This is a genomic window from Candidatus Symbiopectobacterium sp. 'North America' (assembly GCF_015762685.1).
In the GTDB taxonomy this organism is placed as follows: domain Bacteria; phylum Pseudomonadota; class Gammaproteobacteria; order Enterobacterales; family Enterobacteriaceae; genus Symbiopectobacterium.
In genome coordinates this window covers 1-16,672 of record NZ_PEHF01000014.1, presented here as the reverse complement: position 1 = coordinate 16,672, position 16,672 = coordinate 1, and the positions used below count along the sequence as shown (strand labels likewise).

Here is a 16,672-nt window from a genome sequence, read left to right as displayed (position 1 = left end):
TCGCTTATGCCTGATTGGCGCTCAGGATCGGCAAAAGCCAGGTTTTTGCCGCTGTAACAATCGCCTCAATGTGGATTTCATTCAGTTCCGGCACGATACGTTGCAAATAGAAATCATCGCTTTCACCGGGCAACATCATGTTGCCAGCCCAGCTTTGTTGCAGCTTGTTCAACGCCTTCTGAACCACATCTGGTGCATCGTTCAGCGTGCCGCTTGATGAATCGTAGCACGCTTGTAGCCAGGCCCCGCCGCTCTGATGCAGTAATAATAGTGGAGCGTTCATGCCTTGTTGATATCCTTCAATCATATGCGCCATCTGGCGTTGTGCTTCCTCCACAGAAACCGCCGCAAAGCGCCAGACCGTCTCTTCACGGCCATACATGCGGCTCTCTCCCGAACCGCCCGCCAGGCAGTACGCCAGATGATCCAACCGCAGGGCCACGCCATCTTTCATCCCTAATCGAGCCGGTCGCCAGCGCAACAGCCCATCGCGCTGTACCTGCATCACCCAGCCAGTAAGGCGCACACCGTCTAGCGTCATGTCCAATTCCAGGCTGGTCATTCCCGCCGCATCACACTCCGCGCTGACGCTGTCAGCCAGCGCTTGCATCTCCTGGCGCTGTTTTTGCCAATACAACTCACCGAAAGCACCATAGGGAAGCTCGCCCGCCACGCGGGCTCGGTGTAGCAGTTCATCAGCATCCCCCTGCGTAATCAGAGTATTCAGTAATTGCGCATTCAACTGATAGCGACTGAGGTTATCCAAAGCGAACGGCTCCTCATCAAGCAGTTCATCGTTCTGCACAACAAAGTTCACGCCCAGACGCGCTTGGAAAAAGGTTTTGACAGGGTGACGATAAAAACGTTTCAACGCATCCAGCGTAATCTCGGGATAAATGACAGGCTCCAGTGGCGCATCAAACAGAGGCTGCGGCAATCCGGTGCGCCCGGCGGCAGCGAGCCATTCGCTGGCGAAGCTGCATGGCTTAGCGTGTTCAAGGAAGTTATCCTTGTCAAACGGCATACGGGTATGTTGGCGGCACAGATGCTCACAAACGCGTGCCGCGCTTGTATCCAGATCCTGCGCTTCATCCCCTGGTAAATGGTAGCTTTGCGCCAAATACTCCATCAGTTCGCTCACCAGCACGGAGGGATAACGCTGCGTATTGTCCTGAATGGCACGACCGATGTAACTGATATAGAGCCGCTGTTGCGCCGAGATCAGCGCTTCCAGAAACAAATAGCGGTCATCATCACGACGGTTGCGGTCACCGCGCTGCCCCTTCTGCGACATCAGGTCAAACCCCAATCGAGGCAGCGTGCGCGGATAAACACCGTCGTTCATCCCCAGCAGGCATACCACCTTGAAGGGAATCGAACGCATGGGCATCAGTGTACAGAAGTTAATGGCACCGGCGAGAAAGCGCTGGCTCAGTTTTTCCCGATCCAGGCGCTGGGCCAAGTCGTCACGCAGCAGTGCTACCAGGATCGCTTCCTCAAACGCATTGGCGACTGCCGCTCCCAGCATCGCCTGCCACTGCTGCTCAATCAGAGACAGCGCAGCATCGCTGTCGCTATCCGCAATGAAGAGATCGTCCAACAATTGCCGACATAACGGTAACCATTCTGCTGGCGTGCGCGCTACCCGTAAACGCTGACGCCATTGAGTGAGTTGAGCCAACAACTCCGCCAATTGCCCCACCAGTTGGGCAATCAACCCACTCGATTCATCGTAGGGCAACACGCCCTGCCAGGCCCCCGTGCTGCTGTTCATCGCATAGCCCAACAGCATGCGTGTCAGGCCAAAGCGCCAGGTGTGCTGGCCGGTAACCGGCAAATCAAGATCGCGCACGTTGTCATCATCAAGCCCCCAGCGCACGCCAGACTCCATCACCCACAACCGCAAACGGCGCAGCCCTTCTTCATCGATACCAAAACGGGCAGAAAGCGCCGGGACTTCAAGCAGCGAAAGCACCTGCTCGGCGGTAAAACGACTGTATGGCAATTCCAGCAGGCTGAGAAACGCCGGCAGAACCGGATGAGCGTGGCGGGCTCGCTGGTCAGAGATAGCAAAAGGCAAATAGCGCGCTGTCGGGGCATTACCAAACACCGCCTGAATGAAAGGCGTATAACTATCAATGTCCGCCATCATAACAATAACATCACGCGGCGTGAGTGTTTCATCCTCCGCCATCATCGCCAGCAGTTGGTCGTGCAATACTTCAACCTCACGCTGCGGACTGTGGCAAACGTGAAAGGTGAGAGAAGCATCCTGCGGCGTAAGCAGGCGCTTACGCTCACTGATAGCCTGCGCTTGTGCGCTATCAGCAATCACGCTGCCGTCTTCAAGCTCCAGAATATCGCGCTGCACTTGTTGCAATAGCGTTGTGCCATCAAGCTCGACAAAGGCTTCAATATCATCGACCTCATCGATCTGCACCAACTGGTAGAGATGGTCACGCCCCAGTTTTCCCCAGCTTGCCAGCAACGGATTCACAATGCGCTGTTCACCCTCATCGTTGAATAACCCATCGACATTGCTGGGATCGCGAAAAAGCGGACGGTATTGCTCCTCCGAGCTGTTGCTGTGCAAGCGACGCTGACGACTTTTCAGCTTCGCTAAAAAATGGCGATCCTGAATATCACTCCAGTAATCCCGGCATGGGTTAGTAAACAGCAGATGCACATCAATGTGCTTTGCCAATGCACGCAGCGCGTGCAAATAAACCGGCGGTAGCGCTGAAATACCGCAGATAAACACGCGCGGCGGTAGCCCTTGCGGACAGGTAGTGGCCTGCTCCAGCGTCTCGATAAAGCGCTGATAGAGGCGAGCGTGGTGCCACTCTTTCTGTTCAAGTTGCGCGCTGTATTGCAAAAGCGCACGCCACAGCTCGGCTTGCCACACCTGCGCATCCTCCAATCCGTCCACCAGCGCACCGGCTTGCCACTGTTTTATCCACTCAGGCCGATAAATCAGGTATTGATCGAACAGATCCGCAACCCGCCCTGCCAGTTGATGCCGCTTACGTTTATCGGCGTCGTCTTGCAAGTAGTGACTCAACGGCAAGAATGACGGGTTATCCTGCTGCTGAGGCAGAATATGCATTAACTTCCAGGTCATCGCTTCTTTGCTAAAGGTGTTTTCCGCTGGGATATCCGGTAACACACGCCGACACATGTCCCACAAAAAAACACCGGGCAAAGGAAAATGCAAATTGGCAGCAATACCAAAATGAGTGGCAAGTTCGATCTGTAACCATTGCGCCATTCCAGGGCTTTGAACCAGGATCGTTTCAGGCTGAAACGGGTCCTGTAACGGTTGGCGCGCTATCAGCGTCACCATCAGCGTTTTCAAAATATCTAATTGATTTGAGTGATAAACCCTGAACATGATGATTCCCATTTCGGTGCCCGCAAACCCCGCTCACCGTCAATTGCCATCAGGCACGGTTCGCCGATTCGTATCAGTAAAACAAAACCAACGTTACAAGTGCGCCTGATAGTGCTGCGGCGTTGTCACCGTCGAGGAGACGCGCAGACACGCTGCCGTCTGGAACTGCTCCGTCAAATCTAACTGCCATCCTGGAGAGAGGCCGCGTTCAAGCAACGTCAATGTCTCCCCTCCCCGACCGGCAGCATAAATGGCAAGCTGCTGATATGCCAGATGCCATGCTTGCCGTTGCTGCCATTGATGTACAAAGGCCTGCTGCAACCGCTGATGATATTGCAGTAATCCTAACACTGATATGGCAAAAAACAGTGCGGCGATGGCGGTTTCCACCAGCCCAAACCCTTGTTGATGTTATCTTTGTCGACACCTTCCACAAGGCATTCTCAGGCTATCCGCCACAAATGGCCTCCTGCCTTTCGGGGCAAAAATCCAGCCAGCCTCCCGCGATTGGCTTCAACGGACTGGTTTCACCGTCTGGCTCAATCGTTACCACACGCTGATAGAGCACCATGACCGATGAAGAACGGGGAAGATGCCCCTCACCGCGCAGCAACATATAGTGTTCACCGGGCACCTGGCGTAAACAGACTCGCAGCCCTTCTGCGGCATAGCCGAAGCATTGTTCGTCGGAACGATTGCCCATGAGCCACACCTGCCCAATGCCCCATTGTAGCGACGATTCGGCCAACAACAGCGTTTGCCAATAGCGGCGCTCATCATGGGTAAGAGACAGCGTGCTGTCCAACTGCCGTTGCATCCCCGTCATTAACAGCAACCCCGCGGCTGCCAGCAACATCACCATCAAGAGTGCACCATTGCCCTGCTGGCACCAGCGTTTCATCCGTTATGTCCTGCAATCCAGCGCACCGTATGGCGTGCGATATCAGGGCGGCGAAACCAGTGTCCTGCCAGATGCACTTCATAAAGCGTCAGTCCGATCACATTACGCCATGCAATCACTTCAAAACGCGTTACCGTCACTTCCTGCGGATCAAGCCGTCGCTCCCATCCGCCGCCTCCACAATCGGCAATGCTGACTTGTGTTTCCCATGCTCCCTCACGCAACCGGTATCCAAACGTTTCCCGACTCTGCGGTGCACCGCCACGTCGGTTAAAATCATAGGCGACAATAGCGCAACTGTTCGCCGCTTCACCGGGAAATTGCCCTAAGGTTACGACATTATCGTGACAGCGACTGGTGCAAAAACCCGCGCGGCGCAGATCTTTTTCCAGCGCAAACAGTGCCTGATGGATACGCTGTTCTAACCAGAAATGGCGTAGCGTATTCTGACTATGCCTGCGCAGCGTAGGGTAAATCTGCATGGAGCCGATAACCATCACGCTGCCAACCAGCATTGCCAGCAGCACCTCCATCAGGCTAAACTCACCGATTATGCGGCTTAACAACGTGGAATGCCTAAAACTGGCTGTGTATCGCTGCATAACCGTATCTTCCCCCAGATCGATATCACGATACGCAGACGACCGGCACCATTATCCAACACCAGGTGTCCTGCCTGCGCCGTATTGCGCAGACCATAAAAGATGACCGTCGGGCGCGCCATTGCAGCAATGCCTACATCGCGGGTGGAGGACAATAAACGCCCGCCAGTGCTCTCATGGCAGCTCAACGATGCCCCTTGCCTTCGCGCAAACACCACGTCTTATCGACTTGTATTACACTCACCGTGCGCGTGTCGTTATACCAGTAGGCATTGGCCTGCACGCGTTGCAGAAACAACATCACCAACTGCGTTTGCTGCTCGAGGCGCACAGCCTGCTGATAGGCGGCCCAACCCTGTATTCCTCCTGCGGATAACAAGGCGATAAGCATCAGTGCAATCAGCAATTCCGGCAGGGTAAAACCCGCATCAACAAAGGTGCTTTTATCCATGACGGCAGTGTAGCCAGAATCGGGCAGTTACCTGGCAAAAAAAAGTGGGAATGCCTGCCCGCTCGCAACAAAACGGGCCTGGTAGCGCGGCGTTACACCACAGATACAATGCAGGTTGAGGAAATGCGGGTTGAAGAAAGATAGGTGAAAACAACCGGTAAAAAAGGCCGCCGAAGCAGCCTTGATAGCAGAAGTGCAGAATCGCCGATTAAATCGCCACCGGTGCCTTGATGGCAGGATGCGGATCGTAGCCTTCTATTTTGAAATCGTCGAACTGGTAGTCAAACAGCGAGGCAGGACGGCGTTTAATGATCAATTTCGGCAGCGCTTTTGGCTCACGGCTCAGTTGCAAATGCGTCTGCTCCATATGGTTGTTGTACAGATGGGTGTCACCACCGGTCCAGACAAAGTCGCCGACTTCAAGGTCGCACTGCTGCGCCATCATATGCACCAGCAGTGCATAGCTGGCAATGTTGAACGGCAGGCCGAGGAACACATCACACGAACGCTGGTAAAGCTGGCAAGAAAGTTTGCCATCCGCCACGTAGAACTGGAAAAATGCGTGGCACGGTGCCAACGCCATTTGATCTAATTCACCCACGTTCCAGGCAGAAACAATGATACGGCGTGAATTCGGATCCTGCTTTAACTGTTGCAGCACGGTTTGCAGTTGGTCAATCTGGCGACCATCCGCCGCGCCCCAAGCGCGCCACTGCTTACCGTATACCGGCCCAAGATCGCCATTCTCATCGGCCCATTCATCCCAAATGCTGACTTTATTGTCGTGCAGATAGCCAACGTTGGTGTCACCGTTGAGGAACCACAACAGCTCGTGAATAATTGAGCGCAGATGGCAGCGCTTGGTGGTCACCAGCGGAAAACCGTCTTGCAGATTGAAACGCATCTGGTGGCCGAAAATCGATAAGGTTCCGGTGCCAGTTCTGTCTCCTTTCGGCGTTCCCTCATCAAGCACTTTCTGCATCAATTCCAGATACTGTTTCATTTCCCCCTCACTACACGATTAAAAAATTCAGCGTGTGGCCTCCCGCTGATGTCAGCAAGGACGCCGCTCACGGCAAGCAATTGCTGTTTTTACGCCTTACGACGATAGGCCAAGACCATCATCAGGATACCGGCAAACACCATCGGCAGAGACAGAATCTGCCCCATGCTGATGAAATTACCGAACAGGCCAAGCTGAGCGTCCGGCTGACGGAAAAATTCGGTGATAATGCGGAACACACCGTAGCCAATCAAAAACAAGCCGGAAACACTGCCCATCGGGCGCGGTTTACGAATAAACAGATTTAACAGGATAAACAGCGCAATGCCTTCCAGCGCCATTTGATAAAGTTGGGACGGATGGCGCGGCAACATGCCGTACTGATTGAAAATCGCCTGCCATTGCGGATTGGTTACCGCCAGCATCAAATCTTCGCTGCGCGCTCCGGGGAACAACATCGCCCACGGCGTATCGGTAGTAACGCGGCCCCACAGTTCGCCGTTGATAAAGTTACCCAAGCGCCCGGCACCCAGCCCGAAAGGAATCAGCGGAGCGATAAAATCAGCAACCTGAAAGAAGTGGCGTTTGGTGCGACGGGCAAACCACAGCATGACGCAAATCACCCCAACCAGACCGCCGTGGAACGACATACCGCCATCCCACACTTTGAACAGGTAAAGTGGGTTACTGATGAACGAGGGGAAAGCATAGAACAGGACATACCCCAGACGACCGCCCACGAACACCCCGAGGAACCCGAGGTAGAGCAAGTTTTCCACTTCTTCTTTAGTCCAGCCGCTGCCCGGTTTATTCGCCCGGCGCACAGCCAGCCACATGGCAAACACAAAGCCCACCAGGTACATCAGCCCATACCAATGGAGCGAAACGGGTCCAAGGGAAAAAATCACCGGATCAAATTGAGGAAACGCCAAGTAACTCGTTGTCATCGATCACCACATGCTTGTTTGTTTTATCTTACGACGTTGTTTATCCCACGGTACGGGAAGCCGGAAAAGGGGAAACCTTGTTTGCCAGCGCACTCTCGGCATTAACACCTTGCGCACTGGCGGCGGTTGCGCATGATAGCACAGAGCAGCCGCTACGCAGCGTGCAAGCTCAGGAAAAGTTATGTAAACAGGATGTTACCGTTGACACACTTTGTTAGCGCCCACCGCGGGCCAGCGCACTTAAACCGCGCTCTTCGAGGAAAAGTGCAATCCACTGGCGCACTTCGCTGGCACTACGCGCCGCCAAAAGACGTTGGGTCAGCGCTTGCACCTCAGCCAGCACCAATTGACGCAGCAGGTATTTTACCCGCGCTACGCTACGACCGTTCATACTGAATGTGCGATAGCCCACCCCGGTCAATACCAGCGATCCCATGGCCTCACCGGCCATTTCGCCACAGACGGAGACTTCAAGATCGAGGCGTTGGCATTCGCGAGCGATACCTGCCAACGCCTACAACATGGACGGGTGCAGGCTGTCATAGAGTGATGCCACATGCGGGTTATTGCGATCCACGGCCAGCAAATATTGGGTCAGATCGTTAGTGCCTACCGAGACAAAATCGATACGAGAGGCCAGGTGCGGCAGCAAAAACAGCATAGATGGGACTTCGATCATCACGCCGATACGCGGTTCCGGCAAGGCATGCCCCACTAGTTCCCGTACCTCAGCGGCAGCCTGCGCGATAAGCCGGCACGCTTCGTCCACCTCGTCCAGGCTGCTGATCATCGGCAATAAAATGCGCAAATTGCCGGTTTCAGCATTGGCGCGCAGCATCGCCCGCACCTGGATCAAGAAGATTTCCGGCTGATCGAGCGTAACGCGAATACCTCGCCACCCCAAACAGGGGTTCTCTTCACTGATCGGCAAATAGGGAAGCTGTTTGTCGGCACCGATATCCAACGTGCGCAACACCACCGGGCGTGAGGGATAAAGCTGCAACATGCCCTGGTACTGCGCCATCTGTTCATCTTCAGAGGGAAAGCCGCTCTGTAGCATAAAAGGCACTTCGGTGCGGTACAGCCCGACACCGTCAACCAGGTTGATAAAACGCTGCTCATGTTCGGCACTGAGCCCAGCATTGAGCATCACCTGCATGCACTCTCCGCTTTTCAGCACCGCAGGCCGTTGCATATCGTCTTCGGCCAGACGCGTCAGGGCATTATATTCACTCAACAGGCGCTGATATTCTTGCAACAGCGTCGGCTCGGGATCCACCAGCAGTTCGCCCCGATAACCATCAAGGATCAAGGTGCGCTGGTGCAATAACTCCGGTTGAATATCCGCACCCATCAGGGTGGGGATCCGCATCGCCCGCACCATGATCGCCGCATGAGAGTTAGCGGCCCCATCGTGCACAACCACTCCGGCCAGTCGGTCTTGCGGCACATCCGCCAGCAGCGTTGCCGTCAGTTCATCGGACACCAGAATAAAATGTGGCGGCCAGCGATCGCTGCTGGTCACACTTTCATCAAGATGAAACAACAGACGCTGGCCCAGCGCGCGGAAATCCCCAGCGCGTTCACGTAAATAGGCATCCTGAAGCACGGCAAACTGCGCGGCAAAACGCTCGATCACCAGCTTCACCGCCCACTCGGCAACATTCCCGTCATCCACTTCCTGAAACAGCTCGCGCTTGAGGCGAGCATCGCTCAGCAAATGGGAATAAAGATCGAATATGGCTGCACTCTCTTTTTGCGCACTGGCACTAAAGCGTTTACTGAAACGGCGGAATTCGGCATTAGCCTCTTCCAACGCCTGCGTCAGACGCCAACGCTCGCCCTCGCTATCCAGGCTTGAAACAGGGAAAAACAGTTCCAGTGAAGGCTGGCTGCTGTCCATCCAGCCTGGCGCAATCGCTACGCAGCTCGATGCCACCAACGCTTTGAACCGTGTTTGCCGGTACTGACCAAACAGCGCCTTGATTTGCGTCAGAGAGAGAATGGCAGCAATTTGCGCTGCCAGCGTGACCATGAAAGACTCTTCATTTTTATCACACTGGCGGTGTTCGCGCTGTTGTACCACCAACACGCCGAGCAGCTGTCGACGATGAATGATGGGCACACCAAGGAAAGAACGAAAGTGCTGTTCTTTAACGGAAGGGATAAATTTAAAACTGGGGTGGGCTTGCGCATCGGCCAGATTGATGGGTTCAGCACGCTGGCCCACCAATCCGACAATACCTTGACCAAAGGCCAACGTTATAAGACGACCACGCGGCTTTTTCAAACCGCGTGTCGCCATCAGGTAGTAACATTGGCGATCGTGATCGGCCAGATAGATAGAACAGACTTCCGTATCCATCGCCTGGCAGGTCTCATTGACCAACAGATCCAGCGCATCATTTAAGCGCGATGCCGCCGCCACTTTCTCAACGATTTCTCGCAAACGCGTGAGCATGATGAGCGCTACTTATCCTCTTTTGCGCCGAGGCACCGAAGGCGCCCTCGCCACGGCGTTCTCTTGCAGTTGTATAACCGGGCTGATAAATTCCTTCATCACCCGACGGTAAACGTCGCGTTTAAATGACACCACCTGACGCACAGGATACCAGTAACTCACCCAGCGCCAGCCATCGAACTCCGGCGTGCCGCTGCTTTGCATATTGATATCAGATTCGTTGCACATTAACTGTAGCAGAAACCACTTCTGCTTTTGACCGATACAAACCGGTTTTGTATCCCAACGCACCAAACGTTTTGGTAATTTGTAACGTAACCAGCTACGGGTTGAAGCCAGAATACGGACATCCTTTTTCCTGAGTCCCACTTCTTCAAACAGTTCGCGATACATGGCCTGTTCAGGGCTTTCACCTGGGTTGATGCCCCCTTGCGGGAACTGCCAGGAGTGCTGACCATAACGGCGCGCCCAAAGCACTTCACCAAGCCGATTGCAGATTACAATACCAACGTTAGGGCGGTAGCCATCATCATCGATCACCGGACTACCTCGAAAACTTTCAATGCAAAGATGACCTGATTGTTTCACACTCCCGTCACCCGGTAAACACCTGCTTAGCAGCATTGATTCTAGGAATAACCTGCGGCTAACCCACAGAAAGGGGAAGAGTTATAAACAGAATGCGTCAAGCATAGCGCTTTTATTCACTATTTTTGTGGATATCACTGTGCAGAACCAAATGAAAGCATGCGGAAAACATTTTCTCTGTCGTTAAAACCGCAGCGCGCAACCTAAAAATTATTCCTTTATTTTCAAAATAAATACAGATTTAACCCACGGCATATTCACTGCAAATACACCACACAGAAAATTGCTGTCCGGCAGAGTGGTGAAAGATTGTTCCACGACGGTTTTATCCACAGACGCAGTGCAAGAATCGCAAAAATTCGTGACGTCAAGGCTGTAAATCAAACCAGTAGTGATGACTTATCCCGGTTATCCCAAAAATCTGTGGATAACCTGGTGTAAGATCCTGTTTATTGTCGGTGTCTATCCCTGAACAACGATAAAACCGACGTGATACATTGGCGGGATAAACAAAAAAACACGCTATGAATCATGCTATTATTGTTTTCCTTTCGGCACGGTAGCGCCCTGTTGAAAAACCTGATGGATGCTGTATTTTTTTTAGTCAGCCTGACGATCTGTTTCATAGGTGAATATGCCCAACCCGATTACAACACCACCTGCCGATGAACATGCGCTACTTGAGCGCGCACAAGCGCTTGCCGGCTATACGCTGGCAGAACTTGCTGTACAAGCCAATCTACCGCTGCCAGCCAACCTTAAACGCGACAAAGGGTGGATCGGTGTATTACTTGAGCACTTTCTCGGTGCCAGTGCGGGCAGTAAACCAGAACAGGATTTTCCGGATATTGGCGTGGAGCTAAAAACCATTCCGATTGATGACCGGGGCAGGCCGCTTGAAACCACCTTCGTGTCGGTGGCTCCGCTGACCGGCAACAGCGGTGTGACATGGGAAAGCAGCCATGTGCGGCATAAGTTGGCTCGGGTGCTGTGGATCCCGGTAGAAGGGTCGCGTGAAATTCCGCTTGGCGAACGGCACATTGGCACGCCGCTTATCTGGAGCCCTTCTCCCGAGGAAGAAGATCTGCTGCGTCGGGATTGGGAAGAGCTGATGGACCTGATTGTGCTCGGCAAAGTGGAGAGCATCACCGCGCGTCACGGCGAGGTATTACAATTACGCCCCAAAGGGGCCAACAGCAAGGCGCTGACACAAGCGATCGGCGAGTTTGGTCAGCCCATCATGACGCTACCTCGCGGTTTCTATTTAAAGAAAACCTTTACCGGCCCGCTGCTAGCCCGTCGCTTCCATTTTTAAACGGTACAGATAATGCGTATCGTTTTTTCTTGCCAGAAAGCCGAAAGCGAAGCGTATAATCTACGTTTACATTTTTGTTTAGGTGTGATTGATATAATATTTGATTGGATTGTTGATCCGAATGCATGGCTGGCGCTCGGCACGCTGACCATTTTGGAGATCGTACTAGGTATCGACAACATCATCTTCCTTTCTCTGGTTGTCGCCAAGTTAACCAAAGCCCAGCAAAACAAAGCGCGCCGTATCGGCCTTCTGGGTGCCATGTTGATGCGCCTTGGCCTGCTCGCCTCTATCGCCTGGGTGATTCGCCTGACCAACCCGCTGTTTACGCTGATGGATAATGAAATATCCGTGCGCGATCTGATCCTGTTTTTCGGCGGCTTGTTCCTGATCTGGAAATCCAGTCGCGAAGTTCATGAGACTATCGAAAGCGGTTCAGAGGCACATGCCAGCCAGGTGCATTCCTTTTTCGGGGCGATTGTGCAGATCATGTTGTTGTACATCATCTTCAGCCTCGACTCGGTCATTACCGCCGTCGGCCTTTCCGACCATCTGTTTATCATGATGACCGCCGTGGTGATTGCCGTAGGGGTGATGATGTTTTCAGTCCGCGCCATCGGTGAGTTTGTCGATCGCCACCCATCGGTGAAAATGCTGGCACTCTCTTTCCTGATTCTGGAAAGCGTCGATGTCCACGTTCCCAAAGGCTATATCTATTTCGCTATGTTCTTCTCAATGTCGGTTGAAGCGCTGAATCTGATGCGCAGTAAAAAAGCGACAAACGCAGAGTAGTCCCCCAGCGGGGGGCATTGGCTGCCCGCGCTCCCCTTTACGGGTGAGTCACTGATTATTTCCATTATTCCTACATTCTTCCTTTCTTTTCACGCTTTGCTAGACTCATCTTGTATATTCATGTTTTTTGATAGAGATTAGGTTCTAAAGAGAGCCATAGTCCGTTGTTTTACTATTCGAGTGGATTACCTGATGACGATTCGACACAAAGCCATCGCGTTATGCTTTTTTGCCATGCTTCTAAGTGGGTGTAGCAGCAACTATGTGATTGCCACCAAAGAAGGTCAGATGTTGCTGACAAAAAACAAGCCCGCGTTGGATAAAGATACTGGCCTACTCAGTTATCTTGATGAAGATGGGCAGTGGCGACAGATCAATAATGAAGTTGTCTCCCAGATTGTTCAGCGTTAACGGCAGGTCCTGCCTGGCTTTTTTGCTTTTTTTTCACACCATGATGCCATTAATGGTGCTTCCCCCCATAGCATTGCTTGGTTATAGTCAGAAACAGGCGCTGGTTTTTCCCTTTACGTAAGAGATGAGGACGCCGGGATTTTCAGACATTAAGGAAGCTGGCAATGCTCTATCACCGTATTCCCCATAGTGCTTTAGAAGTCAGCGTGCTCAGTCTGGGCACCATGACGTTTGGTGAACAAAACAGTAAAGCGGAGGCGCACGCGCAGCTCGATCGCGTAGTGGCAGCTGGAGTTAACCTTATTGACACCTCAGAAATGTATCCTGTGCCACCGCGACCGGAAACACAGGGGCTCACGGAACTCTATATTGGCTCATGGCTAGCCTCGCGTGGCGGCAGAGAAAAATTGATTTTGGCAAGTAAAGTCGCTGGGCCAAGCCGTGGCAGCGACGTTGGTATTCGTCCACAACAGGTATTGGATCGTAAAAATATCCGTGCCGCGCTGGACGCCAGCCTCACGCGCCTCAACACTGACTACCTCGACCTTTATCAAGTGCACTGGCCGCAGAGACAGACCAACTGCTTTGGCAAATTGAACTATCAATACACCGATGACAAAGCAACGGTGGCGCTGCTGGAAACGCTGGAAGCTCTTGAAGAGCAGGTGCGCGCCGGAAAAATCCGCTATATCGGGGTATCGAATGAAACCCCCTGGGGCGTAATGCGCTATCTGCAACTGGCCGAAAAACATAACTTGCCGCGTATCGTTTCCATCCAGAACCCGTATAGCCTGCTCAATCGCAGCTTCGAAGTGGGTTTGGCTGAAATCAGCCAGCACGAAGGGGTGGAGCTGTTGGCCTATTCGCCCCTCGCCTTTGGTACGTTAACCGGGAAATATCTGAATGGCGCGCAGCCTGCCGGAGCGCGCAATACGCTGTTCAGCCGCTTTGTGCGTTACAGCGCGCCGCACACCCAGCAAGCCATTGCCGAGTACGTAGCACTGGCTTAACGTCACGGGCTGGATCCGACACAAATGGCGTTAGCGTTTGTTCGTCAGCAGCCGTTTGTCGCCAGTACCATCCTGGGAGCAACTACGCTTGAACAACTCGATACCAATCTTGCCAGCCTGGAGGTGCAATTGAATGCCGAAGTGCTGGCTGAGTTGGAAGAGATTCATCGCCGTTTCACCATCCCTTAATATCGAGACTATTTCACTGTTAAGGCCCACTATTGGGCCTTTTTTTAACTAGCAGCTCGAAGCACCGCCAAGCAGAGGAAACAAGCAGCCACGCTGCGGATCACTATTCAGCCATTTCGACGCGCTAGCGGTATAGGTTTCCAGCGGCTGGCTAAAGGTTAATTTTTCAGCCAAATCGACATTGATGTCTGAAATGGTCACGTTCTTGTTTTTCAAGCCGTGCTCATTGAACATCAGATGACTGTTAACCGTGATGGAAACCGTGCTTGAACCACCCGATAAGGGCTGCATGGCATCCCGCGACGAGCCCAGTTGCTCCACCGGCCAGATTATCTGGGTTGCAACATCAACGCCGTTGCTCTTGCTCACGGTAACCTTTGTCTGAGGTGGCCCCAATTTCATCCATCGATTATCGGTAAAAATCACATTGCCAGACTGGTGATTGAGCTCATTAAGTACCTTATTACCTAAGTTATTCAGAACATTTTTGGGCGCTATATGGTGCGTCAACGCCAGCAGGCTCATAGGATGGTGATTGACCATGTCAGAAAGCTGTCCGACTTGACGCTTTTGCCCTTCAGACAGATCCTCAGGTAACGCGAACATGTCTTTGATAATGGAAAACAGATTGCCCCTCACATCAACAGCTCTTTGACCATAGCTTTTATGGTTATTATCGACATAGAGAGCCATTCCCTGCTGCAATTCATTGATAAACGAACCGCCAGTGAAATAAGCCCCAGCTTCCTCAGGGTGTTTCACTGGCAAAGAGAAGCCGTTTTTCATAAAATCCATCAGTTCGGGGGAAACAGCATATTTACCATGATGTTCGAAGGAGACGGATTCAAGTTCATTAAGCCAGTTTTGACCAATAGAAATGGTAGACCACGGCATCTTTTCTAATAATGGTTTTAGTTGCTCATATTTATTTTGGAATTCACTACTAACCTCTTTAGGCAGTTCAGCAATCATCTCGAACATCTCATCAACCTGTTCAGACTGTTGTGTTTTATGAGCAAGGATGGCAAGTTCAATAAGATCGGAGACTGTTTTTTTGTCTCCATTGGCTGCCCCTGTTGGTAGCCATGTGCTGAATTCATTGAATACTTCTTTTATTTTGGCGGGCAATTGCAAAACATTTCGCATCACTTCTGATTGCAAGCACAGGGATGAAACATGGCTGTAGGTTTCTGCGGTTACGGATGAAATCACTGAACACAATGAAATTTCCGGGACGACTTCTTTGCTTTGCGTATAATGCCGCTGTAACTCTTTTGCCGCAATACTGTGCAATGCCGTATTACTTTGATATTCTGCTTTATCCAGGATCGTGCGCTTTAATACCGACATAAATGTCGCGGCAATCATCTTTCCGCCATAAACACCGGTGAGAGCATTTTCTATTGCCAGTTTAATCACCTGTGATCCTGATTCCTGCTTTGACCAGACGCACAATATGCGCTCCAGCGCATGGTCTTGTAACATATCAGGCAGGAAACGCCCGGCAATTTTACTCGCCAGGAAGGTGGAACACGAATTATTGCCATTGTATTCCATCAGCAAAGAGACCAAGGGGCCAGCCCCCTCTTTTACCTGCGCCATCGTATTATCAAACAATACGCTTCTGCCAAGGCTGACAATTTCAGCGCTTCGCTCACTCAGCAATTTTTGTTCACACGCGTATTGCTGTGCAAGGTTAACCGTACCGGACAGGATATTCTTCGCCAATGTATCGCGGGTGACCGAGCCAAAAGTGATGCGGTTAACCAGCGTATTAACGACTTTGCTGCTGTCCATCGCTTTATAAATTAGCGTACGGGCAGCCAGTTTCATGCCATCGGAAATCTTCATCGTGTGCGTTGATACCTGTTTCTGCTGATATTGGTTTGCGCAATTGAAGGTCGTGAAGCCCGATTGTCAATCTTGGGCAGATGCTCTTGCCAGTACTGAACTGGTGTAATGAGTGTGTCGATACGTTTTATCGCGGTCTCGGCATCCATATTATCCAACGTGAGCAGATGAAACAGAATGACCTGATTACCGCTGGCATCAAAACCAAACCAGCAACGTTCGGTTGCGACCCTAAACAAATGGATTTGTAACAGTGATGCGAAAAAATCATCGGAGAGAATATCTGCCGTACGCATTACGGGTGAAAAAAGATAGGCCTCGTCATTATGATACTCAATATTCAGTTCAACATTATTCTCAAAGCGAATAGCACAGCCTCCGCTATCAACGGCTTTATTAATATCTACACGCATATCGGCAGAAATTGCCTGCAACAGTTCGGTGAAGGTCATGTTAAGTCCTTTGTTAAATAATATATATCCATCACGCTTCGTATTGCATAGGCAAAAGTGAGAAGCTGTAAACGCCAATGCCCGTTAAAGGTCATCCACTTACTACTTCACATTTATTCTTCTTTATTTTTACAACGGCATGAGAGAAATTGAATCGAGTAAAAGCATGATATATGTATAACCATAACTAGCTTTCACAAATCGGCTATGTGCCTTGCCAAGTACAGCGGATGAAGTGAGGCATAAAAAATCTATGGTCACCCCCGTTTTTGCAACACTGATTTTCGATTGATGTTGGGCTTGCTTAA

At 51.8% G+C, this 16,672-nt stretch carries 15 protein-coding genes and 2 pseudogenes; 5 read left to right on the top strand and 12 right to left on the bottom strand.

What is annotated here, in order from left to right; genetic code table 11:
* Positions 1-4: 4 nt before the first annotated feature.
* The 8 genes from recC to lgt all read right to left on the bottom strand — a co-directional run bounded on the left by recC (position 5) and on the right by lgt (position 7,295).
* Positions 5-3,391 carry an exodeoxyribonuclease V subunit gamma gene (recC, locus tag CS369_RS03030; protein ID WP_196905930.1) on the bottom strand — a complete coding sequence of 1,129 codons (3,387 nt, stop codon included), beginning with the start codon at positions 3,389-3,391 and terminating at the stop codon, positions 5-7.
* A gap of 93 nt (positions 3,392-3,484) precedes the next feature.
* Positions 3,485-3,781 (bottom strand): prepilin-type N-terminal cleavage/methylation domain-containing protein, encoded by a 297-nt coding sequence (locus CS369_RS03025; protein WP_307833645.1) that lies wholly within the window; start codon positions 3,779-3,781, stop codon positions 3,485-3,487.
* Between the two features lie 58 nt (positions 3,782-3,839).
* Positions 3,840-4,292 (bottom strand): YgdB family protein, encoded by a 453-nt coding sequence (locus CS369_RS03020; protein ID WP_196905929.1) that lies wholly within the window; start codon positions 4,290-4,292, stop codon positions 3,840-3,842.
* Positions 4,289-4,858 carry a prepilin peptidase-dependent protein gene (locus CS369_RS03015; RefSeq protein WP_196905928.1) on the bottom strand — a complete coding sequence of 190 codons (570 nt, stop codon included), beginning with the start codon at positions 4,856-4,858 and terminating at the stop codon, positions 4,289-4,291. Before CS369_RS03015 ends, CS369_RS03020 begins: the two co-directional genes overlap by 4 nt.
* Complete coding sequence (locus CS369_RS03010) at positions 4,852-5,082, bottom strand: hypothetical protein (protein ID WP_196905927.1); 231 nt, start codon at positions 5,080-5,082, stop codon at positions 4,852-4,854. Before CS369_RS03010 ends, CS369_RS03015 begins: the two co-directional genes overlap by 7 nt.
* Positions 5,079-5,345, bottom strand: coding sequence for a prepilin-type N-terminal cleavage/methylation domain-containing protein (locus CS369_RS03005; RefSeq protein WP_196905926.1), 267 nt, complete (start codon positions 5,343-5,345; stop codon positions 5,079-5,081). Before CS369_RS03005 ends, CS369_RS03010 begins: the two co-directional genes overlap by 4 nt.
* 208 nt (positions 5,346-5,553) lie before the next feature.
* Positions 5,554-6,348: a thymidylate synthase gene (gene thyA / locus CS369_RS03000; RefSeq protein WP_196905925.1), complete on the bottom strand. Its 795-nt coding sequence runs from the start codon at positions 6,346-6,348 to the stop codon at positions 5,554-5,556.
* An 89-nt stretch (positions 6,349-6,437) separates the two neighbouring features.
* Complete coding sequence (gene lgt / locus CS369_RS02995; RefSeq protein WP_196905924.1) at positions 6,438-7,295, bottom strand: prolipoprotein diacylglyceryl transferase; 858 nt, start codon at positions 7,293-7,295, stop codon at positions 6,438-6,440.
* Positions 7,296-7,309: 14 nt separating this feature from the next.
* Here lgt and CS369_RS22585 point away from each other — a divergent pair, with 14 nt between their 5' ends.
* A complete protein-coding gene (locus CS369_RS22585) occupies positions 7,310-7,513 on the top strand; it encodes a hypothetical protein (protein ID WP_210769476.1) in 204 nt (67 codons plus the stop codon).
* On the opposite strand, the pseudogene ptsP reads toward CS369_RS22585, so the two are convergent.
* Both ptsP and rppH read right to left on the bottom strand, forming a co-directional pair.
* Positions 7,510-9,756 (bottom strand): annotated as a pseudogene (ptsP, locus tag CS369_RS02990) (phosphoenolpyruvate--protein phosphotransferase). The gene CS369_RS22585 and the pseudogene ptsP overlap by 4 nt on opposite strands.
* A gap of 12 nt (positions 9,757-9,768) precedes the next feature.
* Positions 9,769-10,296: an RNA pyrophosphohydrolase gene (gene rppH / locus CS369_RS02985; protein WP_196905923.1), complete on the bottom strand. Its 528-nt coding sequence runs from the start codon at positions 10,294-10,296 to the stop codon at positions 9,769-9,771.
* A gap of 682 nt (positions 10,297-10,978) precedes the next feature.
* Here rppH and mutH point away from each other — a divergent pair.
* The 4 genes and pseudogenes from mutH to CS369_RS02965 all read left to right on the top strand — a co-directional run bounded on the left by mutH (position 10,979) and on the right by CS369_RS02965 (position 14,061).
* Positions 10,979-11,659, top strand: coding sequence for a DNA mismatch repair endonuclease MutH (gene mutH, locus CS369_RS02980; RefSeq protein WP_374191023.1), 681 nt, complete (start codon positions 10,979-10,981; stop codon positions 11,657-11,659).
* A gap of 96 nt (positions 11,660-11,755) precedes the next feature.
* Positions 11,756-12,451 carry a TerC family protein gene (locus CS369_RS02975; RefSeq protein ID WP_196905947.1) on the top strand — a complete coding sequence of 232 codons (696 nt, stop codon included), beginning with the start codon at positions 11,756-11,758 and terminating at the stop codon, positions 12,449-12,451.
* Between the two features lie 192 nt (positions 12,452-12,643).
* A complete protein-coding gene (locus tag CS369_RS02970) occupies positions 12,644-12,862 on the top strand; it encodes a YgdI/YgdR family lipoprotein (protein WP_196905921.1) in 219 nt (72 codons plus the stop codon).
* Between the two features lie 164 nt (positions 12,863-13,026).
* Positions 13,027-14,061: pseudogene (locus tag CS369_RS02965) on the top strand (NADP(H)-dependent aldo-keto reductase).
* Positions 14,062-14,109: 48 nt separating this feature from the next.
* Here the strand turns inward: CS369_RS02965 and CS369_RS02960 are convergent.
* Positions 14,110-15,912, bottom strand: coding sequence for a hypothetical protein (locus tag CS369_RS02960; protein WP_196905920.1), 1,803 nt, complete (start codon positions 15,910-15,912; stop codon positions 14,110-14,112).
* Positions 15,909-16,364, bottom strand: coding sequence for a type III secretion system chaperone (locus CS369_RS02955; protein WP_196905919.1), 456 nt, complete (start codon positions 16,362-16,364; stop codon positions 15,909-15,911). Before CS369_RS02955 ends, CS369_RS02960 begins: the two co-directional genes overlap by 4 nt.
* Positions 16,365-16,672 lie beyond the last annotated feature (308 nt).

Coding starts and splice junctions, on each gene's coding strand:
- recC (WP_196905930.1), bottom strand. CDS start 3,391: ATGTTCAGGGTTTATCACTCAAATCAATTAGATATTTTGAAAACGCTG.
- CS369_RS03020 (WP_196905929.1), bottom strand. CDS start 4,292: ATGAAACGCTGGTGCCAGCAGGGCAATGGTGCACTCTTGATGGTGATG.
- CS369_RS03005 (WP_196905926.1), bottom strand. CDS start 5,345: ATGGATAAAAGCACCTTTGTTGATGCGGGTTTTACCCTGCCGGAATTG.
- thyA (WP_196905925.1), bottom strand. CDS start 6,348: ATGAAACAGTATCTGGAATTGATGCAGAAAGTGCTTGATGAGGGAACG.
- lgt (WP_196905924.1), bottom strand. CDS start 7,295: ATGACAACGAGTTACTTGGCGTTTCCTCAATTTGATCCGGTGATTTTT.
- mutH (WP_374191023.1), top strand. CDS start 10,979: ATGCCCAACCCGATTACAACACCACCTGCCGATGAACATGCGCTACTT.
- CS369_RS02970 (WP_196905921.1), top strand. CDS start 12,644: ATGACGATTCGACACAAAGCCATCGCGTTATGCTTTTTTGCCATGCTT.
- CS369_RS02960 (WP_196905920.1), bottom strand. CDS start 15,912: ATGAAGATTTCCGATGGCATGAAACTGGCTGCCCGTACGCTAATTTAT.
- CS369_RS02955 (WP_196905919.1), bottom strand. CDS start 16,364: ATGACCTTCACCGAACTGTTGCAGGCAATTTCTGCCGATATGCGTGTA.